Genomic DNA, 26,669 nt, shown 5'->3' on the forward strand with positions numbered 1-26,669 from the left:
GCATGCTGCGCGTAGCTCTCTCCCAATTGACGACGCACTTCCGACGATTCGTCGCAATCGGGCTCGCCGTGATGCTGTCCGTTGCGTTCCTCTCCGCCACGCTCATGGTGGGCGCGAGCACCAATGCTTCGCTTGGCGCCAGTATCGGCGAGGCCTACCGTAACGCGGATCTTATTGCTACATCCAAGAACGGTGACGCCTTCAGCCAGGCAGCGGTGGATGCCGCGGCGTCCGCGCCCGCAGTCAAGGACCACTACGCCGAACGCTCCACTTACGTGACGTTCGTGGCCGGCGGCGGAGAACAGCAGGGCCGGCTTCGAAATACGGCGCCCTCACCCTTGGAGGGCGCGACCTTGTCCTCAGGTTCCATGCCGTCGCAACCCTTCGAAGCCGTGATCGACGTCAAGACAGCAGAGCATCTCGGAATCACGGTTGGAAGTACGCTCGAGCTGCACGGTGGAGGATCCGTCAAGACTGCCAAGGTGACAGTTACCGGCCTGATTCAAGCTACGAACGATCCGTTCTCGTCCTCGGCGGCCCAGCTTGTCGCTTCGGAGTCTGTCCTGGACGCGGTGCAGGATGCCGGAGCAGGATATTCGGGACTGCAGTTCGTCCTGCAACCCGACGAAGACGTCCCCGCAGCGAAGGAGTACATCGCGCACCGCATGGAAGCCGCAGGTGCCGACGCGCCTGTCCTGGAAACGGCCCAGGAGAAGGTCACCTCCACGGTCGCCATGCTCAGCGCCGGTCAGGACCAACTGACCATCGTCCTGCTCGCCTTCGCCGGCGTGGCCATCCTCGTCTCCACTTTGGTGGTGGCGAACACCTTCTCCGTGCTGGTGGCACAGCGGACCCGCGAATTGGCGTTGCTACGTTGCCTGGGTGCAGGCCGCTCGCAGATCCGCGGCTCCGTCATGCTGGAGGCCCTCGTGGTTGGCTGCGTCTCATCGATTCTGGGTGTCCTGGCTGCGATGGGCCTGATGACCGGGCTGGTCGCCTGGGCCAAGACACAACCAGAGCAAGCGTTCGCCACTCTGGCCATACCGCCGTCGGCAATCATCGCCGGGCTGGTCGCCGGAACCCTGCTGACCGTCGTCGCGGCCCTCGTCCCCGCCAGGGCGGCTACATCGGTCGCTCCACTGGCTGCGCTGAGGCCCGCCGACGACGCGACAGTTGGCAACCGTCGAGGAAAAGTGCGGCTGGCGCTGGGCCTGATTGCCCTGATCGGCGGCGTATCACTGTTGATTTTCGGCAGCACCACGGTCTCATTGCTGGTTGCTTTGCTTGGCGGCGCGGTTTCCTTCGTCGGGATTCTGCTCTGCTCCTCATTGTTCATTCCCACGGTGGTGGCCCTCGCCGGCCGTTTGGCCGCCCCCGCAGGTGTGCCCGGCAAGCTCGCCGCCGTCAACGCGACGCGCAACCCGGCACGTACCTCGGCGACTGCCGCTGCCTTGCTGATCGGCGTAACGCTGGTTTCGCTGATGATGACCGGGGCCGCAACGTCACGGCAAGCGTTCAATGCAACGCTGGCCGAGAACTACCCTGTGGATCTCGCTGCCATGACCGCGGTAGACAGTTCAGCCGATCCAGCAGAAGCCATCTCGCGTATCAAGACACTCGACGGGGTCAGCAATGCGGTCCTCCTACCGGCCGTTGGGACCCTCGCCGAGTCCACGCCCGACGGAGGGAGGACCGTCTATTCGCTCTCGTCGGCCGATGCTGACTCCATCCTCCGCGACAACAACATAAAGCCGGGCCCAGGCACGGTTTACCTGCCCGAGGACTCCGCTGGAGGTCGCGCGACCATCACGACGGCGGCCGGCACAGCGTCTCTCGACGCGAAAGTCCTGCGGACCCGCCACGTCCCGGCCTTCGTGGAAAGCTCGAGCATCACAGCGGGTGCCCTCCCGGAAACGCCGGGCATGGTGTGGGTGAAGCTCGCTGACTCTGTGTCCAGCGAACAGGTTCAGGCCATTCAGAAGGAGATTGCCTCCGCCCTCGGCGTGCACGAGCGCACTGTTAGCGGCGCCGCCATCGAGCGCGTGACCTTCAACAGCATCATCGATGTCCTGTTGCTGGTGGTCACCGGCTTGCTGGGAGTGGCAGTGGTGATTGCCCTCATCGGCGTGGCGAACACGTTGTCGCTGTCCGTCCTTGAACGAACGCGGGAGAACTCCTTGCTGAGGGCACTGGGCCTGACGAAGGGCCAGCTCCGGGGAATGCTCGCGATCGAGGCCGTCCTCGTAGCTGGCGTGGCCGCAGTCCTCGGTGCGGGCATCGGCGTCGTCTACGGTTGGCTGGGCGCCCAGGCCGCCCTTGGCGGTGTGGCTGATGTTGTTCCGGCGGTTCCGTGGCTGCAACTGCTGGCCGTGTTCGGCGTCGCTGTGGTGGCCGGTTTGCTGGCCTCCGTGATTCCCGCCCATCGGGCAGCACGACTGTCGCCTGTGGAGGGTCTGGCCACGGCCTAATTCTTCTCTCACATCATCACGCGATACGAGAATTGCTCTCTCACTTCCCTCACCCGAGTGGGAGGAAGTGAGAGAGCAATTCTCGTTAATGGCTGTTATGTGAGAGAACGTTATGCCTCGGCTGGTTCCTCGTAGCGGGGGAAGATCGGCGTAGGAGCCGGAAGTTCAGTTCCCGCGACGATCGGCGTTGCGATTGCAGCAAACTGCCTGGCTTCGCCTTCGGGCTGTCCGAGCACCTCAAGAAGCTTCGCGGACGAGGAAGGCATCACCGGCTGGGCGAGGATCGCCACGACGCGGACAACTTCCAGGGTGACGTAAAGCACGGTATTCATCCGCTCGACGTCGGTCTTCCGCAGCACCCACGGGGCCTGCTCGGCGAAGTAGGCGTTGGTGTCGCCAAGCACTGTCCAGATAGCCTCCAGGGCCCGGCTGAACTCCTGCTTGTCAAAGGCGCCACGGGCGGTAGCCAGCAATTCTCCGGCCTTGGTAAGCAAGGCATTGTCCTCAGCCGTGAACTCTCCGGGGACAGGAACCTTGCCCTCACAGTTCTTCGCGACCATGGACAACGACCGCTGGGCAAGATTGCCGAAGTTGTTGGCCAGGTCCGAATTCATGCGGCCCACGATGGCCTCGTGGTTGTAGCTGCCATCGGCACCAAACGGGACTTCCCGGAGGAAGAAGAAGCGGCACTGGTCCAGCCCGTACTGCGCCACGAAGTCCTGGGGGGCGACGACATTGCCCAGGGACTTGGACATCTTCACGCCGTTGTTGGTCAGGAAGCCGTGGATCATGACGCGCTTGGGCAATGCCAGGCCTGCGCTCATGAGGAAGGCCGGCCAGTAGATCGCATGGAAACGGGAAATGTCCTTGCCGATGACGTGGACATCGGCCGGCCAGAACTTCCTGAAGGACTCGGACTCCACGTCCGGGTATCCGGCACCGGTCAGGTAATTGGTCAAGGCATCCACCCAGACGTACATGACGTGCTTCTCATCGCCCGGAACAGGGACACCCCAGTCAAAGGTAGTGCGGCTGATGGAGAGATCCTCAAGCCCACGCTTCACAAAGCTGATGACCTCGTTGAACCGGGACTGCGGCGCACCAAACTCAGGCTGGGCCTCATAGAGGGCCAGGAGTTTCTCCTGGTAAGCGGACAAGCGGAAGAAGTAGCTCTCCTCGGCAGTCCAGGTGACGAGGGTGTCCGTCTCCTTCGAGTAGCGGAGGCCGTCTTCCTTCACAACGGTGTCGTCCTCGACGTAGTACGCTTCGTCGCGGACCGAGTACCAGCCCTCGTACTTGGACAAGTAGATGTCACCGTTAGCTTCCATCTTCTTCCAGATGGCTTGCGACGCCGTGTAGTGGTCCGGGTCCGTGGTGCGGATGAAACGGTCATGGGAGATTCCCAGGTCCTGGCTCATCTGCTTGAACGCCGCCGAGTTGCGATCCGCGAGCTGCTTGGCAGTAATGCCTTCCTTCTCGGCCGACTGCTGCATCTTGAGCCCGTGCTCGTCCGTGCCGGTCATGAAGAACACCTCATGGCCGTCGAGGCGCTTGAACCGCGCCATGGCATCAGTCGCGATGACCTCGTAGGCGTGTCCGATATGAGGAACGCCATTGGGGTAGCTGATGGCCGTGGTGATGTAGAACGGGGATTTCTCTGCAGACGTCACTCTAAGAAGTTACCTTTTTTTCGGATGGAATGACTGAACCGGCCGCAAATGACGGCCGGTCCGGTCTGTGCCGGATATCCCGGCGAAGGAGCAGTCTTGCGGACTAGTTCAGTTCGGTCAGCGTATCGCTGAGCCGGACCAGTTCGTGGTCGTGTGAAGCCACGAGCACAGCGATGCCATCGTTGGTTGTGTCCTTCAGGATGCCGATGATGCGGTTGGCTGCAGCACGGTCCAAGCTGGCGGTGGGCTCATCCACCACCAGTACGCGGGTTCCCAGGATCAGGGCCCTCGCGATTGCCACACGCTGGCGCTCACCGCCGGACAGCTGGGCGGGACGGTGCCGCATGCGGCGTCCGAGGCCCACCAGGTCCAGGAGGTCCTTGGCCATCTCCGTGCGCTGTTCAACTTCTCCATCCGGCACGGCGGGCAGCAGCACGTTCTCGAGGGCACTCATGCCGTCGATCAAGGCGCCGCCCTGATCGACGTAGCCAATCAAGGCACGGCGCCTGTCGGCGATCTCGTCGTCGCCCATGGACGCCAGGGACTGGCCTTCCCAAAACACGGTGCCCGACGTCGGCAGGGTCAGCCCGGCGCTGACGGTCAGGATACTGGTCTTGCCCGAGCCGCTTCGGCCGGCGATGCAGTGCATCTCGCCTGCGTGCAGGGTCAGGTTGAAGTCATCCACGACGTCGACTTCCTCGGCGCCGCCCTTGTCTCCGCCGTAGTGGATGGTGACGCGGCTAAGCTCCAAGGGTGTCGCGTGGTCGGACGCCCGGACAATGGTGTTGGCACGGGTCTGCAGCGACTCGTCCGTGGATTCCGGGGTCGCCGTCAGCTCGGGGTTGAGGTTGTCAGTCATTTGACTACTTTCGTTGCAATCGGAATCCAGCAAATTACGGCCAGCAGTCCGGCCAGCCCGGCCCAGAGTGCTGCGTACGGAGCAAGGAGCAGCCCCAGTCCAAGGGCACCAAGGACGCCCAAGGGAAGCGCCACGGTGCCGACAAGTGCATTTTCAAAGAAGCGGACCTGGCCCAGCATGTCCGGGTTCCAGCCCATGGCACGCAAAGTGCCCAGATACTCGCGCTTGGCGTGGAGCTCGAACCGCCCGGTCACGAGTGTGAGCAGCAGACCCACAACCACACCAAACACGGCGAGGATCACGCTTGGCAAAGCAATGCTCGCGGCCGCCAGCCCACTCAAAGCACTGGCACCTGCTGCCCGGGGGATGTCGATCAACAGTGCGATCAAGGCCCCCACTGCGGCACCGAAAACGCCCACAGCCACGGCCAGCGAGACAGAATTGAACCGGTTGGTGGTGAGCTGCCTGTTGGCGAACGTCAGGGGCGAATCAACAGTGACGAGGCGTTCATCATGCTGGGGTTCCTGGTCTACCACCACGCGGTGGCGCAACTGCTGGGCAGCCAGCAAGGCAGCGCCACTGTAGATGATGAGCATGGTCACCGAGACGATCACCGTGGCCAGGTTCCAACTGAGCAGGCTCAAAATGATCCCCGCGGCGGCCAGGGCAGCCGCGCCCACGGCGAACTCTTCCAGCACCCAGGACCTGACGCGCTTCTGCGTCCAGCCCATTGCCCTCAGGATGCCTGCTTCGCTCCGGCGCTGCCGGATGTAGCTGACGGTCGAGGCACCAGTCAGTAGCGTGGCGCCCAGAAGCGTCAGGAAGAGGAGCGTGATGTTGGTGCCTGTCAGCGAACCCGAAACGGCGTCAGCGGCATCCTGCCGAACCCACGACTGCTGGACTGTGCCCAGCGGAGATTCCTTGCCGGCGTCGTCCTTGCTGTATCCGGGGACGAAGATATTGGCGTCTTCGCGGGCGGAACCTGCCACCACGGTCGCTTCCAGGCCCAGTTCACGGATCTGGGCGGCCAGCTTTTCAACCTCCGGCTGCGCCTGCTTCCACGTTCCAGTGGCGTTGGCGCGGACGCGGATGGCGTCGATGACGTCGGCGTTGGTGTCATAGCCACGGGCTGCGGCCAGGCCGTAATAGTCAGTGATGGCGCCGGCCGACTGGCTGACCAGACCTGTGGCGCTCAGTGATGGCTTCAGGACAGTGTCATCGGCGTCTTTGCCCTCGGCATCCTTGCTCAGTGTCATCGGAGCTGGGTCATAGCCGCCCAATGGGAGCTTGTTAACGTCACCGGCTGCGGCCTGAACGTCTGCCGGATTAAACGTGCCGTACACCATCGGCATGGGAGTGGCGGGCTTTTTTCCGGTTTCCAGGTCTTCCCGGTAGGAGCGCTCGTCCACAGGCTTGCGCTGGGTCTGGTCTACGGCTGCGCCAAAGGACGACTTTTCCGGAAGGCGGTTGACTGTCACCCAGTCCCCCGGCGTTGCTGTCTTGTCCGAAGCACCATTGGAGGCTTCGTCGCCCTCCTTGTACTTCGGGGCTGCAGCGAAAGCAGTACTCCATGTGGCCGGGTTGTAAAGCCCCTGGCTGAAGGAGGCAGTACTGCCCAGGAGCTGGCTGTGGTCAGTTGAACCCGGCCATTCAAGGGCAAACGGGGCTTTGGAAACGAACGGCAGGTAGTCCTTGTCCAGGGACCGCGTTACAGTGCCGACTTCGTTGACCACTTTGCCGTTGTTGTCTATTTCCTCGATCTTGACCGAGTACTTCAGATCCAGGGACGTCCCCGAGCGAACAATCAGCGGAATGGCCTGGGAATCGTCGGTCAGGAGTCCGTCGCGCTTTGCCTGCTGGTACTGCGTCATCAGGGGAGCCCAGTACTTGAGCTTCACACCAAGGAAATCAGGTCCTTCTTCAAGCTGGTCCATGCTGAGGCCGCTGGTGAAGAGACTTTCGAAATGGCGGCCAATAGCGCCTGCATTGCGCGCGTCCGCTGGCGGAGCCTTTTCCAAGGGTGCAAGGAAATCACCTGCGGAGCCCAACAACGCCCTCTCGGAGGCAGGGTCGACGGCGACGACGGACTCAGTCACCTCCGGCGCCAATGGAAGTGCCACCGAAAGATTGAAGAGGTTGTGCTCCGAGCCGAGTGCCGGAGCGGGGAACTTAATTCCGGTCTCGCCGTCCGGACCTGCGATCCGGACATTCGAACCACCGGCAGCCTGTTCCTGGATCAGACGGCCCTTGCCCAGGGTCCCTTCGGCGCTCGTCTTGAAAAGGGTTTGCTGGTTGACGCCATCGGAGCTGGTGGCGGAGGCCGTCAGCCGGTACTTCTTGGGCGTGTCGGACAAAACGGATTCAGCTGCTGGCCACTTGCTGGAATCCATGGCCGAGGGGTCCCCTGCAGTTATGCCACCGGCAAGGCCGGCGTTGTACCCAAGGTAGTCCATGGCATTGAGGCGCGGAGCCTCGAGGTTCTGTGAAACCCGCGAAACGAGGCTGATGGGAGCAGCGACCGCCGTCTGGCCCATGGTGCGGATTTTCTCGAGCTGCTCAAAGCTGATGCCGCCCTGCCCATTGGCGATTTCCGGCTGGATCAGTGCACCGCCGTCCCCGTCCTGTGAGGGGTCCGGCTTTGCCTGGACCAGGATGTCGTAGAGTCCCCGCGAGTTCTCATCCACAGTCCTGTTCAGAGCCGCCTGTGACTGGCTCTGGACTAGGACGGACAAGCACATCGCGACGATCAAAATGGCCGCGGTCAGCAGCAGCACACGGCTTCTGATGAACCTTTGGACGGCGTTCATTGGGCTCCCTGAGACCTTGATTGCGGGCGCGCACACATGCTCCGTGAATCTTTGAAAAACACAAAGGAATCCCGGGCTCTATGTGCAAAAAGTAGTGGCCGGCCTGCTGCCGGGTCCGAATCCCGGACCAAGCCATTGTAAGCAGACCGGCCACCGTTGCGTGTCAGTGGTGTGTCCCCGGCACGCGAAGTTGGCTGATGAGGAGCAGTCCTAGTCCTCCAGGTCCACCTCGCGGACCATATCGGCGCCAATGCCCGCCTTGATGGCTTCCAGGACCTGCTGCGGAACAGAACTGTCGATGGTCAGGAGCGCAAGCACCTGGCCTCCCTCGGTCTGGCGTGCAACCTGCATGCCGCCGATGTTGATGTTGTTCATGCCCAGGATGTGGCCGATGGTGCCAATGACACCGGGACGGTCCGCGTAGGCCACCACCACCAAGTGCTCACTGATGGGGATTTCCACGTCGTAGCCGTTGACGCCAACGAGCTTCTCAACTTGCTTGGGTCCCGTCAGCGTACCGGCAACGGAGATCTGGGAACCGTCGCTGAGCGCACCGCGGATCGTGAGGACGTTGCGGTAGTCCTCGGCGTCCGGGGTGGTGATCAGACGGGTATTGATTCCGCGCTGCTCTGCGATGACGGGGGCGTTGACGTAGGAGACCTGCTCCGTGACGACATCGGCGAACACGCCCTTCAGGGCGGCCAGCTCAAGCACCTTGACGTCCAGCGCGGCAATCTCGCCGGCAACCTCGACGTCGATCTGGGTCAGCGACGCATGGGTCAGCGCCGTGAAGATCCGGCCGAGCTTTTCGATCAGCGGGATGCCCGGACGGATGTCCGGAGCGATCACACCGCCTGCGACGTTCACGGCATCGGGCACGAGCTCGCCGGCGAGGGCAAGGCGTACGGACTTGGCCACCGAGACGCCGGCCTTTTCCTGGGCTTCGTCAGTGGATGCGCCGAGGTGCGGGGTAACGACCACGTTGTCCAGTTCGAAGAAAGGCAGATCCGTGCTGGGTTCCTTGACGAAGACATCCACGCCGGCACCGGCAATCTGGCCTTCCTTCAGCGCGATGTAGAGTGCTTCCTCATCCACCAGGCCGCCACGGGCCACGTTGATGACGTAGGCCGTTTCCTTCATCTTGCGGAAGGCGTCGGCGCCGAGCATGCCCACCGTCTCGGGCGTCTTGGGCATGTGGATGGTGATGAAGTCGGAGTTTTCCAGGAGTTCATCAAGGGTGACCAGCTTGACCCCGAGCTGTGCGGCGCGAGCGGCGGTGATGTAGGGGTCGTACGCCAGGATCTCGGTTTCGAATCCCTGAAGGCGGGCTGCGACAAGGGCGCCGATACGGCCCAGGCCGATGATGCCGATCTTCTTCTCGAAGAGTTCGATGCCCGTGTACTTGGAACGCTTCCACTCACCGTTCTTCAGCGCGGAGCTCGCCTGGGGAATGTGGCGGGCAAGGCTCAGGATGTGGCCGACCGTCAACTCGGCTGCTGAAACGATGTTGGACGTCGGTGCGTTGACGACCATGACACCGGCCTGCGTTGCGGACTTGATGTCCACGTTGTCCAGTCCCACGCCGGCCCGGGCGATGACCTTAAGGTTCTTAGCCGCGGCAATGGCTTCGGCATCAACCTGGGTAGCCGAGCGAACCAGGATTGCGTCGACGTCGGCGATGGCGGACAGCAGCTGGGAACGGTCGGCGCCGTCGGTTTGGCGGATTTCAAAGTCCGGACCCAATGCCTCGACGGTGGCGGGTGAAAGTTCCTCGGCGAGGAGGACGACGGGTTTGGTGGCTGACACGGGGTGGCACCTTACTTTGGACAACTTTGGGACAGTACTGGACAAGGAGCGGATGCGCCGGGCCCGGACACGACGCCGGGACCAGCCCAGAATATCGAACCTGGACAGGGATTCCGGTGCCGGTGAACGATGTTACGGCCCGGTTGAGGTTGTTGTGAAGAAATTCACAGGACGCTGTGTTGGGAGGAGCGGCTGCGAAACAGCGACGCCCGCCCGGCTTTGTTCGCCGGACGGGCGTCGCTTCCAGTGCCCAGGGCACTGGGCAAAGGATCAGCGGGCTGCGGAGCCTTCGACGTAGTCCTGGTCCTGCTGCTGCCAGGAGAACAGGGAACGCAGTTCGCGGCCAACCTCTTCGATCGGGTGCTGCTCTGCCTTGGCACGCAGTTCCTTGAACTCGACGGCACCGTTGTCCTGGTCCTCGATGAAGCGCTTGGCGAATGCGCCGCTCTGGATGTCCGCGAGGACAGCCTTCATGTTTTCCTTCACCTCGGGAGTGATCACGCGGGGGCCGGAAACGTAGTCGCCGTACTCTGCGGTATCGGAGACGCTCCAGCGCTGCTTGGCGATGCCACCTTCCCACATGAGGTCAACAATGAGCTTGAGCTCGTGAAGGACCTCGAAGTAGGCGATCTGCGGCTGGTAGCCGGCTTCGGTGAGGGTTTCGAAGCCGTACTGGACCAGCTGGGAAACGCCGCCACAAAGGACGGACTGTTCGCCGAAGAGGTCGGTTTCGGTCTCTTCGGTGAAGGTGGTCTTGATGACGCCGGCGCGGGTGCCACCGATGGCCTTGGCGTAGGACTTGGCCAGCTCCCAAGCGGAACCGGATGCGTCCTGCTCAACAGCGATGATGTCCGGGATGCCACGGCCGGCTTCGAACTCGCGGCGCACGGTGTGACCCGGAGCCTTCGGAGCGACCAGGATGACGTCAACGCCTGCAGGGGGCTCGATGTAGCCGAAGCGGATGTTGAAGCCGTGGGCGAAGGCGAGTGCCTTGCCTTCGGTCAGCTTGTCCTTGATGGAGTCGTTGTAGATCGAGCGCTGGTGCTGGTCCGGCGCGAGGATCATGATGACGTCTGCCCATTCAGCGGCGTCGGCAACGTTCTTGACAGTGAAGCCGGCGTCTTCTGCCTTGGCGGTCGACTTCGACCCTTCCTTCAGCGCGATAACAACCTCGACGCCGGAATCGCGCAGGTTCAGTGCGTGCGCGTGGCCCTGGGAACCGTAGCCGACGATGGCAACCTTGCGGCCCTGGATGATCGACAGGTCTGCGTCGTCGTCGTAGAACATTTCAGTCACTTGCGTAACTCCTCTTGAGTGGTTTCTGGATATTGATGTGGTGCTGCGGTACTGGACGCAACGCTCGGCATGGCATGCTAACGCGGCCTATGCCTGTTTCCTACGCGGAGCGGAGCGCCCTGTCACTCATGGAGCGGGATCCCCGTCCAACGGCCAGGGTGCCGGACTGCACGATTTCACGGATGCCGAACGGCTCGAGCACTGAGAGCAGTGCAGCGAGCTTCTCGGGGGTACCGGTTGCCTCGATCACCAACGAGTCTGTAGACACGTCGACGACGGCGGCACGGAACAGGTCTGCAGCTTGGGTTACCTGCAGGCGTGTCGCGGCATCCGCACGTACCTTGACCAGGATGTGGTCGCGTTGTACGGAAGATTCGGAAGTCAGCTCAACGATCTTAATCACGTTGATCAACTTGTTGAGCTGCTTGGTGACCTGCTCGATGAGGTCGCCGTCGGCATCGACGACGACCGTCATGCGGGACATGCCGGGAACCTCGGTGGGTCCCACAGCCAGTGAATTGATGTTGAACGCGCGCCGGGCGAAGAGGCTGGCTACGCGGGTCAGCACGCCGGGCTTGTCTTCGACCAGAACGGACAGTGTGTGGCGGCTCATGCCTAGTCCTCCTCTTCCCATTCCGGGGTCATATTGCGGGCAACCTGGATCTGGTCATTGCTGACACCTGCCGGCACCATCGGCCAGACCATCGAGTTGGGGCTGACGACAAAGTCGATCACGACCGGGCGGTCGTTGATTTCAAGTGCCTTCTGGATGGTGGCATCGATGTCTTCGTCACGCTCACAACGCAGTGCGGCACAACCATAGGCGTCCGCCAGCTTGACGAAGTCCGGAATGCGGACGGTGTCGTGGCCGGTGTTCAGATCCGTGTTCGAGTAACGGCCTTCGTAGAACAGTGTCTGCCATTGGCGGACCATGCCCAGCGAGGAGTTGTTGATAATGGCGACCTTGATCGGGATGTTGTTGATGGCGCAGGTGGCCAGTTCCTGATTGGTCATCTGGAAGCAGCCGTCGCCGTCAATGGCCCAGACCACGCGGTCCGGCTCACCAACCTTGGCACCCATGGCTGCCGGAACCGAGTATCCCATGGTTCCTGCTCCACCGGAGTTCAGCCAAGCGTGGGGGCGCTCGTACTTGATGAACTGCGCAGCCCACATCTGGTGCTGGCCGACGCCGGCCACGTAGATACCCTCCGGACCTGTGAGCTCGCCGATGCGCTTGATCACGCGCTGCGGTGCCGTCAGTCCGTCCTCGGGTTCAGTCCAGCCCAGGGGGTAGGTGTCGCGCAGGTTGCCCAGGAACGCCCACCATGCATCCAGGTCCGGTGCACCGCTTTGCTCGAACTGCGTCTTCACGGCCTCGGTCAGTTCCGGAATGATCTCCTTCACCGAACCGACAATCGGGACATCGGCCGTCCGGTTCTTGGAGATTTCCGCGGGATCGATATCCGCGTGGATCACCTTGGCGAAGGGAGCGAACGTCTTCAGCACACCTGTAACGCGGTCATCGAACCGGGCACCGAGGGTAATCAGGAGGTCTGCCTGCTGCAGGGCGGTGACAGCGGATACGGAGCCGTGCATGCCCGGCATTCCAACATGGAGTGGATGCGAGTCAGGGAAGGCGCCGCGGGCCATCAGCGTGGTGACTACCGGCGCTCCGGTTGCCAGCGCCAGCTCCATGAGTTCTGCAGAGGCGTGTCCCTTGACCACACCGCCACCCACGTAGAGAACAGGCTTGCTGGAGGCAGCGATCAGCTTGGCAGCTTCGCGTACTTGCTTGCTGTGGCCGCGGACCACAGGACGATAGCCCGGCAAGTCAACTTTCGGCGGCCAGGAGAAAGTCATCTGGCCTACCTGGGCGTCCTTGGCAATGTCAACCAGGACGGGTCCCGGGCGGCCCGTGGACGCGAGGTGGAAAGCTTCTGCCATGACATGCGGGATGTCGTTGGGGTCAGTCACCAGGAACGAGTGCTTGGTGATGGGCATGGTGATACCCACGATGTCCGCTTCCTGGAAGGCATCGGTGCCGATGACTCCGCTGGAAACCTGGCCGGTAATGGCCACCATCGGCACGGAATCCATGTGGGCGTCCATGATGGCGGTAACGAGGTTTGTGGCACCGGGTCCCGAGGTGGCGATGCAAACGCCAACCCGTCCGGTAACCATGGCGTAGCCTTGCGCGGCGTGGCCGGCTCCCTGTTCGTGACGGACCAGGATGTGATTCATGCTGGAGGCCATCAAGGGGTCGTAGGTGGGCAGGATCGCGCCACCGGGCAAACCGAAAATATCGTCCACGCCGAGTTCTTCGAGCGAACGGACAATTGCTTGCGAGCCGGTCATCACCGTTGGGGGTACAACGTTGTTCGGCCCAAGTACAGGAGAGAGAGGTGCAGCAGTGTCGACGACGACGGCCTCAGCCGTACGGTCGACCTTATCCGGAGCCTTTGGGGCTCCAGCGGACTTTGCAGCCATCAGCGAGGGGCTGATCGGCGATCCTTTGCTCATCGGACTCTTCCTTAGTGGATCTTCGATTGATGGGTCTTGCTTCGGGGAATAAAAAAACCCCTCAGCCTTCCGGCTTTTCGAGGGGTTGCGCGTGACAGTTCGTTACCAGTCGGGCTAAGCCACGCGCTTGGTAAGTACGACGACGCCGACGGTAACGAATGAGATCATGCGTTCAGTGTTCCCTCTAAGTGAGATACGTGTCAATTGACCACCATCGTATCTCACCATATGGACAGTGGTGTCCGCCTACCGGACTCCCCCGCCAAAGGCCCGGGAGTCCGGTACAGGCATCAGCCGCAGTAAGCTCCCGTGGACGCGCTGTGGACCAGCTTTGCATACTTGGCCAAGACACCCTTGGTGAACTTCGCCGGCAGGGGCTCCCAGCCAACCTTGCGGGCTTCAAGCTCCGCCTCGTCCACCAGGAGGTCGAATGAACGTGCCGCGATGTCAACACGAATGCGGTCGCCGTCCTGGACGAAGGCGATGGGACCGCCGTCGACCGCTTCAGGCGCAACGTGGCCAATGCACAAACCTGTGGTACCGCCGGAGAAGCGGCCATCGGTCAACAGCAGCACATCCTTGCCCAGTCCGGCGCCCTTGATGGCGCCGGTGATCGCAAGCATCTCGCGCATGCCCGGACCACCCTTGGGGCCTTCATAGCGGATGACCACGACGTCGCCCTTGTGGATCTCACCGTTGTCCAGTGCGTTAAGGGCCCCTTGCTCGCGCTCGAAAACGCGTGCCGTGCCCTCAAAGACGTCGGCGTCGAAGCCGGCGCTCTTCACCACAGCCCCTTCCGGAGCCATGGTGCCGTGCAGGATGGTGATACCACCGGTCTTGTGGATGGGGTTGTCCAGTGCCCGAAGGATCTTGCCGTCAAGGTCAGGCGGGTTGATCGAGGCGAGGTTCTCGGCGAGCGTCTTGCCCGTAACCGTAAGGCAGTCACCGTGCAGCAGCCCGGCGTCGAGAAGCGCTTTCATGATGACCGGCACGCCGCCGATCTTGTCCACATCAGTCATGACATAGCGGCCGAAAGGCTTTAGGTCCCCGAGGTGCGGGATCTTATCGCCAATGCGGTTGAAGTCATCCAGGGTCAGTTCAACCTCGGCTTCGCGGGCAATGGCGAGCAAGTGCAGGACTGCGTTGGTGGATCCGCCGAACGCCATGGTGACCGCGATGGCATTTTCGAACGCCTTCTTGGTCATGATGTCGCGGGCAGTGATTCCCAGGCGAAGCAGGTTCACCACGGCTTCGCCGGACTTGCGTGCAAAGTCATCGCGACGGCGGTCTGCTGAGGGCGGGGCGGCCGAACCCGGCAGGGACATGCCCAGCGCCTCGCCAATGCAGGCCATCGTATTGGCCGTGTACATACCGCCACAGGCGCCTTCGCCGGGACAAATGGCTTTTTCGATGCGGGTGAGGTCCTCCATGCTCATCTTGCCTGCTGCACAGGCGCCGACAGCCTCGAAGGCATCAATAAGCGTGACTTCCTTCTCCGAGCCGTCCTCGAGCTTGACCCATCCGGGCATGATCGATCCGGCATAGAGGAAGACGGAGGCGAGGTCCAGCCGGGCAGCAGCCATGAGCATGCCGGGAAGGGACTTGTCGCAACCAGCCAGGAGAACCGAGCCATCAATGCGCTCGGCCTGCATCACGGTTTCGACAGAGTCGGCAATGACCTCACGGGAAACGAGCGAGAAGTGCATGCCCTCGTGACCCATGGAAATACCGTCCGAGACGGAGATGGTGCCGAACTGCATAGGGAATCCACCACCGGCGTGGACGCCTTCCTTGGCGCCCTGCGCAAGACGGTTGAGGGAAAGGTTGCAGGGGGTTATTTCATTCCATGAGCTGGCGACACCAATTTGTGGTTTGGCGAAGTCGTCATCCCCCATCCCCACAGCACGGAACATGCCACGTGCGGGTGCGGCGTGAATTCCGTCGGTTACGACCCTGCTGCGGGGCTTGATGTCCGGTTTGGTATCTGTCGCAATTCGGGTGGCGTCGCTCATGGTCCAAAGTCTATGTGTCAGCGGAAGCGGCCCACGACGTATTCGACCCGGATTAAGCACGAAGAGAAGAATATTTCCTCGCCGCCGGCGGAAAACCGGCCATTTCCGTGAAGTCGCCAACTGCATCACAACCGGGGCTGGAAGGCCCCTAAACGCTGGACACCCCATTTGCAGCCACGTAACGTCGGAAATACCACTAACTGCACCCTGTGAGCAGAAGGGCCTCACCATGGACTGGTTGATTTGGGTCATTGTTATTGTGCTGATCGTCGCGATTGTTTGGTGGCTCCTGAGCCGCAACAACGCCAGGAATTCCTCAACTGCACCATTGGGCACTGCCTCTGGAACCGCTGCCTCTGGAACCACTGCCCCTGGAACCACTGCCCCCGGAACCGCTGCCTCTGGAACCGGGGCTCCCGGACGGCCGGGCACTGCCCCACCCGCCGCAATGGAACCCAGCGACACGATGTCGATGCCCGATACAGCAGCGGCGGTGGCTGGCGTGGCGGGCCTGGCTGGGGTCACGAATATGGGGAAGGCAGCGGCTGAGGGCAGCGGCCCCGTCGAATCCAGTATGGAATCGCGCGTCGAAACCGAAGCCCACGCCGGACAGACGGTGGACGAACCTGTCGTTGAAACGCCTGAGCTCGACGAGCCAGTAGTCGATGAACCAGTGGTGGACACGGATGCACAGGTCACTGCCGGGGATGTCGATGACTGGGAGGCTGCCGGAACGCCGGCATCTGTACCCAGGGCGGACGAGCCCGCAGTTTCTGTGCCTGTAGCACCTGCGCCGGCAGTTTCCGAACCATCGGTTTCTGAATCCCCCGTTTCCGCATCCCCTGAGGGAGTGACCGCGGATGATGTGACGCGCGCCGACGACGCGCCCAAGGTGGACGGGTCAGCGGCCAACGCCGCAGACGCCAACGCAGCCGATAAGGCTGAGTGGGAATCCTCGTGGACGGATGCAAGCGGCGCAGTGGTCCACCATCACGAATACACGGATCAACACTCGGCCACGCTGGCGGGAGCGGAAACCGCGGCTGCTGAAACGGACGACGAGGATTCAACGGCAGCAACGGGCCATCTCGCCGCCGAGCATCCCTACGGGGTTGGCTCTGCAGGAGCCGCGGCAGACGGCACTGGCCCCGAGGGCTACCCGGTGAAGGCCAACGCTACAACGATGACCTATCACGATGAAGATACCGCCGGCTACGCCGAAGCAACCGCGGATGTGTGGTTCGAATCCGCCGCACATGCGGAAGCGGCCGGGTTCCGCCCTCCTCCGCGGAACAGGCACTGAGCAGAACAGGCACTGAGCGGAGCAGTCACTTAAGGGCACAGGCACTGAACGGAACAGGTACAGAGTGCTCCGCAGGTAACCGGACTCACTTCCGGGAATCGTTCGTGGGAGAGCGATATGGGCAGATATGCAGCAAATGCTGGCGACCAACCCGCCAACGGTTTCTGCCGGTTGGTGCCCACCCGGGCCGCAGTGCTGTTTCCGGCCGCTTTTTTACTGGCGGCCCTGCTGGCGGCTTGCACGGGTAGTCCGTCGTCGCCGGGTTCCGCGGCCACCCCTGACGGCTCCATCAGCTCCAGTGTCCCCGTGTCGCCCGGGACGGGCTCCACCTCCGGGTTGGTGCCACCTGCTTTTCCACCAAAATTGGAGGTACAGCAAAAGCTCGACGCCGGCCTGCAGCTGCCGTGGTCCGTCGTCTTCCTGCCGGACGGCACAGCCATCGTGTCAGAACGCGATTCGGCCCAGGTCAAAAGCATTCGTGACGGCAGGACAACGACCATCGGTGAGGTTGCCGGCGTCGATCCTGGTGGCGAAGGTGGGCTTCTAGGCCTTGCCTTGTCTCCGGACTTCGCCAGTGACCGCTGGCTTTACGCCTATTTCACGTCAGCCACGGACAACCGGATCGCCAGAATGCGCTTGTCGGAAGAGCCGGGAGGCACTTTGAGGCTCGGCGACCCTGACGTGGTCTTTTCCGGCATATCAAAGGCTTCAACCCACAACGGCGGCCGGATCCGTTTTGGTCCTGACGGCTTCCTCTATGTGGGCACCGGCGATTCGCAGCGCCGGGAACAACCCCAGGATACAAACGCATTGGGCGGGAAGATCCTCCGGCTGACTGTCGACGGACGCCCTGCTCCGGGCAACCCGTTCGGAGACAACCCCGTCTATAGCTACGGACACCGGAACGTGCAGGGTTTGGCATGGGACAGTGAGGGGAGGTTATGGGCCAGTGAGTTTGGTCCGGACGTGGACGACGAACTGAACCTGATTACCCCTGGCGGCAACTATGGCTGGCCTACAGTGACGGGAGCCCCGGGCCGCAGCGGGTTCATTGATGCCAAAGTTGTTTGGCCTTCAACCGCTGACGCGTCACCCAGCGGATTGGAAATTGCCGACGGCGTGGCCTACACGGGCGCCCTTCGCGGCCAACGGCTTTGGGTCATCCCGCTCAGCGGCGACAATGCGGGTTCACCTGTGGCTTACTTCACAGGCGAGTATGGTCGCCTGAGGGATGTCGCCAAGGCTCCCGACGGGACCTTGTGGGTCCTCAGCAACAACAGAAACCCTGATTTTGCGCTGATTTTGAGGGCGTCTTCGTGAACGTACAACGCCCGGCACCGCCGATTTCCCTCATCCGCCGAAGTCGTGTAGAGTTACATGTCGTTGCGGAGATCACCGAGGGAACAAAAGCCCCCGGGTATGGTCGAAATCAACAGCTGCACCTCTAGCTCAACTGGCAGAGCAATTGACTCTTAATCAATGGGTTCCGGGTTCGAGTCCCGGGGGGTGCACCAAGGGAAGGCCTTGGAGTGATATTCACTCCAAGGCCTTTTTTCGTTGCTTTGTTGCGCTGGAACACCACTCTTCGTGGAATGCATCACGCCGGGGTAATTCTGGTTAGCAGCCCTCAAAAAGTGGTGTAGAGTTATCTGTCGTTGCGGACGTCAATGGAGAATATGACTCCTTCGTTTTGACCGAAACAATAGCTGCACCTCTAGCTCAACTGGCAGAGCAATTGACTCTTAATCAATGGGTTCCGGGTTCGAGTCCCGGGGGGTGCACAGAATAGGAAAGGCTCCGGATCGTTGCTACGATCCGGAGCCTTTCCTGCTTTGGCTTTTCCTGCTTTCCCGTGCCGGGGAAATTCCCTACCGGCGTGGCTCAGGGGAATGAGTCAGCTTCACCTGGCCACGTTCGGGCGGGTCGGGTTCAAACCGGCGGGTTGGCGTCCCCCACCGAACGGTCAAGCGCGGGTATTCCGGCGAGGCCACGGACGACGATCTTGAGTTCGTCGCGCAGCCTGGCGGTGTCGACCTCAACCAGGGCCAGCACGTCCTGCTCAAGCCGCACAGCTTCGGCCAAAGCTGCAGAACCGGCGTCCGTGAGCGTCACAACGTGGCTGCGGCGATCCGAGTCGCTGCGCTGGCGGCTGACATGCCCGTGCAGCTCAAGCCGTGCAAGAGTAGTGCCCATGGTCTGCGCCTTGACCCTGGCAACTTCAGCCAAAGCAGCCTGCGTAATGGGCCCCTTCGCAGCAAGGACTTCCATGGCGATCACGCCGGCATGCGTCAGTCCGATGTTCTTCAATTTTTCATTCCATGAGATTTCCACGAGTCGCGCAGCTGTTGAAAGCAATCGCGTGGTGGGCCATCTCTCCATATCTGGCATGCCGCCAGTATATGCGTGTGGAAGCTGTCGCCGTTGCTTCCGGCCACTAAGCTGGGGAGTCGCGAACGTTAGCAAGGAGCAAATTATGGCGGAACGTCTTATTCCCGGTGATGTAGCCCCGGACTTCACTCTTCAAGACCAAGATGGCAACAACGTCAGTCTTTCCGACTTCCGTGGACGGAAAGTCATTGTCTACTTTTATCCGGCAGCATCCACCCCCGGCTGCACCAAGGAGGCCTGTGATTTCCGGGACAACCTCGCGTCCCTCCAGACTTCGGGTTATGAAGTAGTGGGAGTCTCTCCAGATCCGGTGAAAGCACTGGCCAAGTTTGCGGGGGAAGAACAGCTGACGTTCCGCATACTCTCGGACGCAGAGCATTCGGTGGCCGATGCCTACGGCGCCTGGGGCGAGAAAAAGAATTATGGCCGCACCTACATGGGCCTCATCCGTTCCACGATCGTGGTGGATCCGGACGGAAAGGTCCATTTGGCCCAGTACAACGTCAGAGCCACTGGGCACGTCGCCAAGCTTCGCCGCGACCTCAAACTCGACAAGTAGCGGGTACACTGGAGGCCGGAAGAAGGCTCCGGTCAGCCCACAGGGCAGTCCAGTGGCCAGCCAGCGCGAGTGGTGAAATTGGCAGACACGCAGGATTTAGGTTCCTGTGCCTTCGGGCGTGGGGGTTCAAGTCCCCCCTTGCGCACAGCAGAGGTAACAACACAGCAGTTGGAGCAACACGACAGCAACACAGTGGTGAAGAACCACGGATTCTGAAACGCCCCCGGTTCGCTGAACATTTCATTCGGACCGGGGGTGTTCTTTCCTCAAGCAGACGGGGACCATGCCCGCAACACGCCTGAACCGGCACCGGGGGCGTTCAACTAGACTGGAATGCGGTCTGGCCGAAGCCGGCCACAGCACTTCCGACCGGCTTGAGGGGACAAGAGTGGCAAGCAGCAAGATACGGCGGCTGGGAATACTGTTCACGGCAGTCCTCGTGATTTTGGGACTGGCATCATGTACCGGAACGCCTGGGCCTGCAGCGTCGTCATCGGCAAGCAGCACGGCAGCTGCGGAGCCGACGGCTACGTTTAATTTCGGTACGGCATCCATGCCGTTGGGCCTCGACCCTGCAATGACAGCAGATTCGGAGTCATACCGCGTGACCCGCCAGGTCCTTGAGGGACTTGTAGGCGTCGACGGCACCACGGGGCAGACTACTGCCCTCCTCGCCACGGAATGGAAAGACAGCAACAACGGGCTGAGCTACGACTTCAAGCTGCGTGAAAAAGTAACCTTCCATGATGGAACGCCGTTTGATGCCGCTGCCGTTTGCGCCAACTTCAACCGCTGGTTTACGTTTCCCGCCGACCTGAGGAAGCAAGCGCCCGGGATCTCATTCCAAGGCGTCTTCAAGGCCTATTCGGACGAGCCCGTGTTTTCGATCTTCAAGGACTGCAAGGTTGTTTCCGCCAGCAACGTCCAGATCAACCTCACCCGGCCCTTTACAGGTTTCCTGCAGGCCCTGACGCTTCCCGCCTTTGCCATATCCTCCCCCGCCGCTTTGGAAGGACAGAAGGCCAACGTCCTGGACAAGGCGCAAAATGGCCAGGCGGTGTCCGCCTACGCCAGCCATCCGGTGGGGACAGGCCCTTACGCATTCACTGCCTGGGACGAACACAAGATCACGTTGACCAGCTATAAGGGCTACTGGGGCAACAGGGGCCAAATCGCCGTCATCAACTTCATTCCTTACGACCACGCCGAAACGCGCCAGCAAGCGCTCCTGGACGGCAAGATCGACGCCTACGATCTGGTGACATCCGGAACCTTTGATCAACTGGTCAAAAAGGGTGTCCAGATCATCCAGCGTGACCCGTTCTCGGTGATGTACCTCGGCATGAACCAGGCGGTTGCACCCTTGGACAAGCTGGAAGTCCGCCAAGCCATCGAGATGGCTATTGACAAGGAATCGCTCATCCGCAGGTTCTTCATAGACAACACGGCACAAGCTTCTCAATTTGTTCCACCGAAGCTCAGCGGTTTCAACAACAATGCCCCGTCGCTGGGATACAACCCGGAGAAGGCGAAGGAGCTGCTGGAGAAGGCCGGGTACAAAGGCGAGGAACTGAAGTTCTACTATCCGCTCAACGCCACACGGGCCTACATGCCCACCCCGGAGAAGATCTACGCCGAGATCAGCCGCCAGCTCGTCGCCGTAGGCATCAATATCAAGCCGGTTCCCGTGGACTGGGAGGATGGCTATCTCCAAAAGGTGCAGTCCCCTGGCGATCACGCCCTGCACCTCCTGGGCTGGAATGGCTCCTATGCGGACGCTGACAACTTCCTGGGCCCGCTTTTCGGAGAGGCCAGGGGTGAGTTCGGATATACGGATTCGGAAGTTTTCCACAAGATCGAGCGGGCCCGCGCCCTGCCCGATGGCGATGAGCGCAATACCCAGTACCAGTCCATCAATGCCGAGATAGCGGCCTCCGTACCGGCCGTGCCCATAGCCTTCCCCATCTCGGCGCTTGCCCTGTCCGACAAGGTGGAAAGCTATCCCGCTTCACCTGTCCTCAACGAAGTTTTCACAAACGTCCGCTTAAAGCCTTGACGATTCCCTGTAATTTCAGTATTGCGTCTGCCCGGGGATATTCTGTGACAGCCAGTGCCGCCGCTAACGGAGATTGATCGTGACCTTCATTTCCAAGACTCAACATGCCGACGTCGTCCTTATTGGCGGCGGAATCATGAGTGCCACCCTTGGTGCGTTCATCAAGCAACTCGAACCCACCTGGACCATCTCCCTCTTTGAACGACTCGAAGAAGCGGGACTCGAAAGCTCCGGACCATGGAACAACGCCGGCACCGGACATGCTGCGCTGTGTGAGCTTAACTACTCCCCCGCGGCCAAAGACGGCTCCGTGGATCCTTCCAAGGCCATCCACATCAATGAGCAGTTCCAACTTTCGCGCCAGTTCTGGTCCCATCTGGTGGACAGCAATGTCATTGGCTCCCCCAAGGGCTTCATCAACAGTGTTCCGCACATGAGCTTCGTCATCGGCGACGATCACGCGAACTTCCTGAAGACCCGGTACGAGGCCCTCAAGCCCAACACGCTGTTCCGCAGCATGGAATACACCGAGGACCAGGACAAGATCGCCAAGTGGGCACCCCTGATCGTCAAGGGCCGGGACCGCAAGCAGCGCGTTGCCGCCACCCGCGCGGCGGAAGGCACCGACGTCGATTTCGGCGCCCTGACCCGTGAACTGACCGGCTACCTGCGGGCCACCGGCGCCGAGGTCAACTTTGGCCACGACGTCACCAACATCCATCGTGCATCAGGTGGCGGTTGGGATCTTTCCCTCAAACACCCCAAGTCAGGTGAGCACGGCCGCATCCACGCCAAGTTCGTCTTCGTGGGCGCCGGTGGTGGCGCACTGCACCTGCTTCAAGCCTCAGGCATCCCGGAAAGCAAAGGCTATGGCGGATTCCCCGTCTCCGGCCAGTTCTTCCGCTGCACGGACGAGTCCATCACCTCCCAGCACAGCGCCAAGGTATATGGCCAGGCGTCCGTTGGCGCCCCACCCATGTCCGTCCCCCACCTGGATACCCGGTTTGTTGAGGGCAAGCGTTCACTCCTCTTTGGGCCGTACGCTGGTTTCTCCACGAACTTCCTGAAGACCTCCAGCTACCTGGACCTCCCGCTGTCCATCCGCCCGGGGAATATCATTCCGATGCTGGCGGTGGCCAAGGACAATATGGACCTCACTGCTTACCTCATCAAAGAGGTAGCCAAGCGCCACGAGGCGAAGGTGGAGTCCTTGCGTGAGTACTATCCCGAGGCCGTTGGCGCTGATTGGGAGCTGATCACTGCAGGCCAGCGCGTCCAGATAATCAAGAAGCACCCGCAAAAGGGCGGCATACTGCAGTTCGGTACTGAAGTCATCGCGTCCCGCGATGGTTCAATCGGCGCCCTTCTGGGTGCGTCTCCGGGAGCTTCCACGGCTGTTCCGATCATGATTGAGCTGCTGCAGAAGACGTTCCCCAAGAACTTCAAGGGTTGGCAGTCCAAGCTCAAGGACATGATGCCGGGCTATGGCGTGAAGCTTAACGAGAACCCGGAGCTTGCCGCCGAGCTTGAGGCAAGCACTGCACGGTCGCTGCAACTGGAAGTAGCCAACGCCCTTCAGAGCTAGGCCGGCCGGGGCTGCGGCCGGGTTCCCGTCAGCCGAATTATTCCGTAGATCTCAGGAGACTATGCAATGTTCCGCCTGGCCACGTTGTCCCTGGGAAACCGTGCCCTGATCGCGCTGATCACCGTCTTTGCGGCGGTGTTCGGCGTGATCACCATGGGCTCGCTCAAGCAGGAACTTATTCCGTCGATCGAGTTCCCGCAGATCACCGTCATTACCTCCATGCCGGGCGCTTCTCCCGAAGTGGTGGACAAGCAGCTGAGCAGGCCCCTTGAGACGGCCCTGAACAGCGTCGAGGGACTTGAGTCCACTACCTCCACATCCCGCAATGGTGTTTCGCAGATCACCATGGTGTTCACGTACGGCTCCAACCTTGACCGTGCACGGAACCAGATCGACCGCGCGATATCCAACGCCAAACGCGTGCTTCCGGCCGACGTCGAACCTCAATCCATTGCCGGCAACATCAGTGACTTTCCGATCGTGTTCCTGGCTGTCTCCTCTGACAAACCACTCAGCGAACTCAATGCCGACCTCCAGCGCTTGAGCGTTCCCCGACTGCAAAAAATCGACGGCGTACGCGGCGCCGATCTGACTGGCGGCTCCAAGCAGCACATCCTGATCCAGCCCCGCCCTGCCGATCTTGCGGCGAAGGGTGCGTCCATCCAGTCGATCAGCAGCGCACTGAAGAACAACGGTGCCCTGGTTCCTGTGGGCACCGTAGAGGACCAGGGCAAAACCCTGTCCCTGCAGCTGGGCAGCCCGGTTGATTCCCTTGACGTCATTAAGGGCTTGCCGATGTCCGGCGCCAAGGATTCCGCCACCATCGGAACTGTGGCTGATGTCAGCATCGAGGACGATCCCGCCACGTCCATCACGCGCACGAATGGCAAGCCAACGCTGGCGCTGTCAGTCACCAAGAAGCCCGAAGGCGACACTGTGGCAATTTCGCACGCGGTGCGGGACGCACTTGCGCCGATGGAAGCAGAGTTGGGGAACAACGCTGCCTTCACGCCAGTCTTCGACCAGGCTCCCTTCATAGAGAAGTCCATCAAGGACCTCACCACCGAAGGGCTCCTTGGCCTGGGATTTGCGGTCGCTGTCATCCTTGTCTTCCTCATGTCCGTGCGGTCCACGCTGGTTACCGCAGTGTCGATCCCGCTTTCCCTCTTAATTACATTCATCGGCATTTCCGCCACGGGCTACTCGTTGAACATCCTTACTCTCGGTGCGCTTACCATCGCCATTGGCCGTGTCGTTGATGATTCGATCGTGGTGATCGAGAACATCAAGCGGCACTTAAGTTATGGCGAACACAAGCTGGCCGCCATCCTGACCTCCATCCGGGAAGTTGCCGGCGCTATCACTGCGTCCACCCTGACCACAGTGGCTGTCTTCCTGCCCATCGCCTTCGTCGGCGACCTCGCGGGCGAGTTGTTCCGGCCCTTTGCCCTGACGGTAACCATCGCCCTGTTGTCATCACTGCTGGTTTCCCTCACGATCGTTCCAGTCCTGGCTTACTGGTTCCTTCCTTCGCCCCGCCAGGATGCCGAAGTATCAATCACGCACAACGAGGCTGCTGCGAAGGCCCGGGAGGCCGAGCAGCGCAGCCGGCTCCAGCGGGGTTACTTGCCTATCCTCGCGAAGACCCAGAAGCACCCCGTCCTTACTTTGTCTGCGGCGGCCTTGGTGCTGGTGGCGACGGTCGCGGTATCGCCGCTGCTTGCTACGGACCTGCTGGGGAGATCCGGCGAGAACAGCATGACAGTGCGCCAGGTCCTTCCCGCAGGAACGAGCCTGGAGGCCACCAGCGCTGAAGCCACCAAGGTGGAGGATATGCTCCGGGGCATGGAGGGCATCAAGGACGTCCAGGTGACGTCCGGTAACGCCCAGTCGGGCTTCGCCGCGCTAACGTCAACGGGCTCCTCCAACTCGACCTTCACGATCGTTACGGACGAGAAAGCGAACCAGAAGAAGCTTCAGGATGATGTCCGCTCCAAGCTCCAGGGTGCAGCGGGCAAGATCAGTGTGGGTTCCCAGCAGGGCGGATTTGGCACATCATCGACGGTGGACATCACCATCAAGGCCGCCAATTCCGCTGATCTCCAATCTGCAAGTGACACCATGGTCAAGGCGATGCAGGACGTACCCGGAAGCACCGAGGTGTCTACCAACCTCGCCGCGAACCAGTCCGTGGTCCAAGTGCGCGTGGATCGTGCGAAGGCAGTGGCCGCCGGTCTGACGGAGGAGCAGGTGGGGGCTTTGCTGGCGTCGACCGTCAGCCCGGTTCCGGCAGGTACGGTACGCATCGAGACCAACGACTACCCCGTCCAGATTGGAAAGGGAACGCGCTTTACCAGCATCGTGGCGGTACGCGCACTGCCACTTCCGACGCCGCGTGGTCCTGTGGCGCTGGAAAGTATCGCGACCGTGGAACAAGTCGATACGCCGGTGTCCATCACCAGCAGCAACGGCCAGCGGACCGCGAAGGTGACGGTGACGCCGTCGGGGTCCAACCTTGGCAGCGTCAGCACGGAGGTTCAGAAGCGGTTGGCGTCCGTTGACTTGCCTGCCGGCGTCACTGCCGCGATCGGTGGTGCCACGACGCAGCAGGCAGAGTCCTTCCGGCAACTTGGCCTGGCTCTCCTGGCCGCGATTGCGATCGTCTACGTGATCATGGTGGCTGCCTTCAAATCGTTGGTGCAGCCGCTGATCCTCCTGGTTTCTGTCCCCTTCGCCGCGACAGGCGCTGTGGGCTTGCTGTTGGCTACGGGCGTTCCGCTGGGGTTGCCATCGCTGATTGGCATGCTGATGCTTGTTGGCATCGTGGTCACCAACGCAATCGTGCTGATCGACCTCATCAACCAGTACCGCAAACCCCACAACGGCACGCCGGGCATGAACGTGGCTGATGCCATTACCCACGGTGCCCGTCAGCGCCTGCGTCCCATCTTGATGACGGCGTTGGCGACGGTGTTCGCGCTGACTCCGATGGCCCTGGGCCTCACTGGTGGCGGTGGTTTCATTTCGCAGCCGCTGGCAATCGTCGTGATCGGTGGCCTGGTGTCCTCGACGGCGCTAACACTCATCCTGGTCCCCGTCCTTTACAAGCTGGTGGAGGGACGCCGGGAGAAAAAACAACTCCTGAAGCAATTGCAACACCGTCCCGAAGTCACACCCGGTCCGGGAAACGGCGGGAACGGCAAGGACGACTTCGCCGATTGGACCACTGGAATGGTGCCCCGCGTTACGGGACGCCGGGCGGCAAACAACCCCGCGGAGTAGCGCCGCATCACAGCCAACAGGGCCGGGAACAATTCCCGGCCCTGTCCTGTTACAGGCA

The 26,669-nt window shown here is 61.5% G+C and carries 16 protein-coding genes and 3 tRNA genes; 10 read left to right on the plus strand and 9 right to left on the minus strand.

Annotated features, from left to right (window positions below; translation table 11 throughout):
* Window positions 1-2 precede the first annotated feature (2 nt).
* Window positions 3-2,468 (plus strand): ABC transporter permease, encoded by a 2,466-nt coding sequence (locus LDN82_RS13870; protein ID WP_224164609.1) that lies wholly within the window; start codon window positions 3-5, stop codon window positions 2,466-2,468.
* Window positions 2,469-2,578: 110 nt separating this feature from the next.
* Here LDN82_RS13870 and metG read toward each other — a convergent pair whose 3' ends face one another.
* From metG to ilvD, 8 genes are all read right to left on the minus strand, one after another.
* A complete protein-coding gene (gene metG, locus LDN82_RS13875) occupies window positions 2,579-4,138 on the minus strand; it encodes a methionine--tRNA ligase (RefSeq protein ID WP_224164610.1) in 1,560 nt (519 codons plus the stop codon).
* A gap of 103 nt (window positions 4,139-4,241) precedes the next feature.
* Window positions 4,242-4,997 (minus strand): ATP-binding cassette domain-containing protein, encoded by a 756-nt coding sequence (locus LDN82_RS13880; protein ID WP_224090846.1) that lies wholly within the window; start codon window positions 4,995-4,997, stop codon window positions 4,242-4,244.
* Window positions 4,994-7,804, minus strand: coding sequence for an FtsX-like permease family protein (locus tag LDN82_RS13885; protein WP_224090847.1), 2,811 nt, complete (start codon window positions 7,802-7,804; stop codon window positions 4,994-4,996). The genes LDN82_RS13880 and LDN82_RS13885 overlap by 4 nt, the downstream gene beginning before the upstream one ends.
* Window positions 7,805-8,014: 210 nt before the next feature.
* A complete protein-coding gene (gene serA / locus LDN82_RS13890) occupies window positions 8,015-9,610 on the minus strand; it encodes a phosphoglycerate dehydrogenase (protein WP_216923891.1) in 1,596 nt (531 codons plus the stop codon).
* 270 nt (window positions 9,611-9,880) lie between these two features.
* On the minus strand, window positions 9,881-10,906 hold the full coding sequence (gene ilvC, locus LDN82_RS13895; protein WP_263422257.1) for a ketol-acid reductoisomerase: 1,026 nt from the start codon (window positions 10,904-10,906) through the stop codon (window positions 9,881-9,883).
* Between the two features lie 100 nt (window positions 10,907-11,006).
* Window positions 11,007-11,519, minus strand: coding sequence for an acetolactate synthase small subunit (gene ilvN, locus LDN82_RS13900; protein ID WP_216923893.1), 513 nt, complete (start codon window positions 11,517-11,519; stop codon window positions 11,007-11,009).
* A gap of 2 nt (window positions 11,520-11,521) precedes the next feature.
* Window positions 11,522-13,426, minus strand: a complete 1,905-nt coding sequence (locus LDN82_RS13905; RefSeq protein ID WP_224090848.1) for an acetolactate synthase large subunit — start codon at window positions 13,424-13,426, stop codon at window positions 11,522-11,524.
* Between the two features lie 290 nt (window positions 13,427-13,716).
* The gene (gene ilvD / locus LDN82_RS13910; protein WP_224090849.1) at window positions 13,717-15,438 is read right to left on the minus strand and encodes a dihydroxy-acid dehydratase; all 1,722 of its coding nucleotides are present in this window, start codon (window positions 15,436-15,438) and stop codon (window positions 13,717-13,719) included.
* Window positions 15,439-15,667: 229 nt separating this feature from the next.
* Between ilvD and LDN82_RS13915 the strand changes: the two genes are divergently transcribed.
* The 4 genes from LDN82_RS13915 (at window position 15,668) to LDN82_RS13930 (ending at window position 18,522) form a co-directional block, all read left to right on the plus strand.
* A complete protein-coding gene (locus LDN82_RS13915; RefSeq protein ID WP_224164611.1) occupies window positions 15,668-16,741 on the plus strand; it encodes a hypothetical protein in 1,074 nt (357 codons plus the stop codon).
* A gap of 117 nt (window positions 16,742-16,858) precedes the next feature.
* The gene (locus LDN82_RS13920) at window positions 16,859-18,061 is read left to right on the plus strand and encodes a PQQ-dependent sugar dehydrogenase (protein WP_224164612.1); all 1,203 of its coding nucleotides are present in this window, start codon (window positions 16,859-16,861) and stop codon (window positions 18,059-18,061) included.
* Between the two features lie 118 nt (window positions 18,062-18,179).
* Window positions 18,180-18,255: transfer RNA gene (locus tag LDN82_RS13925), tRNA-Lys, on the plus strand.
* A 194-nt stretch (window positions 18,256-18,449) separates the two neighbouring features.
* Window positions 18,450-18,522, plus strand: a tRNA-Lys gene (locus LDN82_RS13930).
* Window positions 18,523-18,670: 148 nt separating this feature from the next.
* On the opposite strand, the gene LDN82_RS13935 is transcribed toward LDN82_RS13930, so the two are convergent.
* Entirely contained in the window at window positions 18,671-19,120 is a 450-nt protein-coding gene (locus LDN82_RS13935) for a MarR family transcriptional regulator (RefSeq protein WP_346347089.1), read from the minus strand.
* 94 nt (window positions 19,121-19,214) lie between these two features.
* Here LDN82_RS13935 and bcp point away from each other — a divergent pair, with 94 nt between their 5' ends.
* The 5 genes from bcp to LDN82_RS13960 all read left to right on the plus strand — a co-directional run bounded on the left by bcp (window position 19,215) and on the right by LDN82_RS13960 (window position 26,611).
* Window positions 19,215-19,688, plus strand: a complete 474-nt coding sequence (gene bcp / locus LDN82_RS13940) for a thioredoxin-dependent thiol peroxidase (RefSeq protein WP_224164614.1) — start codon at window positions 19,215-19,217, stop codon at window positions 19,686-19,688.
* Between the two features lie 63 nt (window positions 19,689-19,751).
* A tRNA-Leu gene (locus LDN82_RS13945) sits at window positions 19,752-19,833 on the plus strand.
* Between the two features lie 243 nt (window positions 19,834-20,076).
* Entirely contained in the window at window positions 20,077-21,744 is a 1,668-nt protein-coding gene (locus LDN82_RS13950) for an ABC transporter substrate-binding protein (RefSeq protein WP_224164615.1), read from the plus strand.
* 79 nt (window positions 21,745-21,823) lie between these two features.
* Window positions 21,824-23,329: a malate:quinone oxidoreductase gene (locus tag LDN82_RS13955; protein ID WP_224164616.1), complete on the plus strand. Its 1,506-nt coding sequence runs from the start codon at window positions 21,824-21,826 to the stop codon at window positions 23,327-23,329.
* A 66-nt stretch (window positions 23,330-23,395) separates the two neighbouring features.
* Entirely contained in the window at window positions 23,396-26,611 is a 3,216-nt protein-coding gene (locus LDN82_RS13960) for an efflux RND transporter permease subunit (protein WP_224164617.1), read from the plus strand.
* The last annotated feature ends 58 nt before the right edge of the window (window positions 26,612-26,669 follow it).

The organism is Arthrobacter sp. StoSoilA2, assembly GCF_019977195.1.
Classification (GTDB): domain Bacteria; phylum Actinomycetota; class Actinomycetes; order Actinomycetales; family Micrococcaceae; genus Arthrobacter.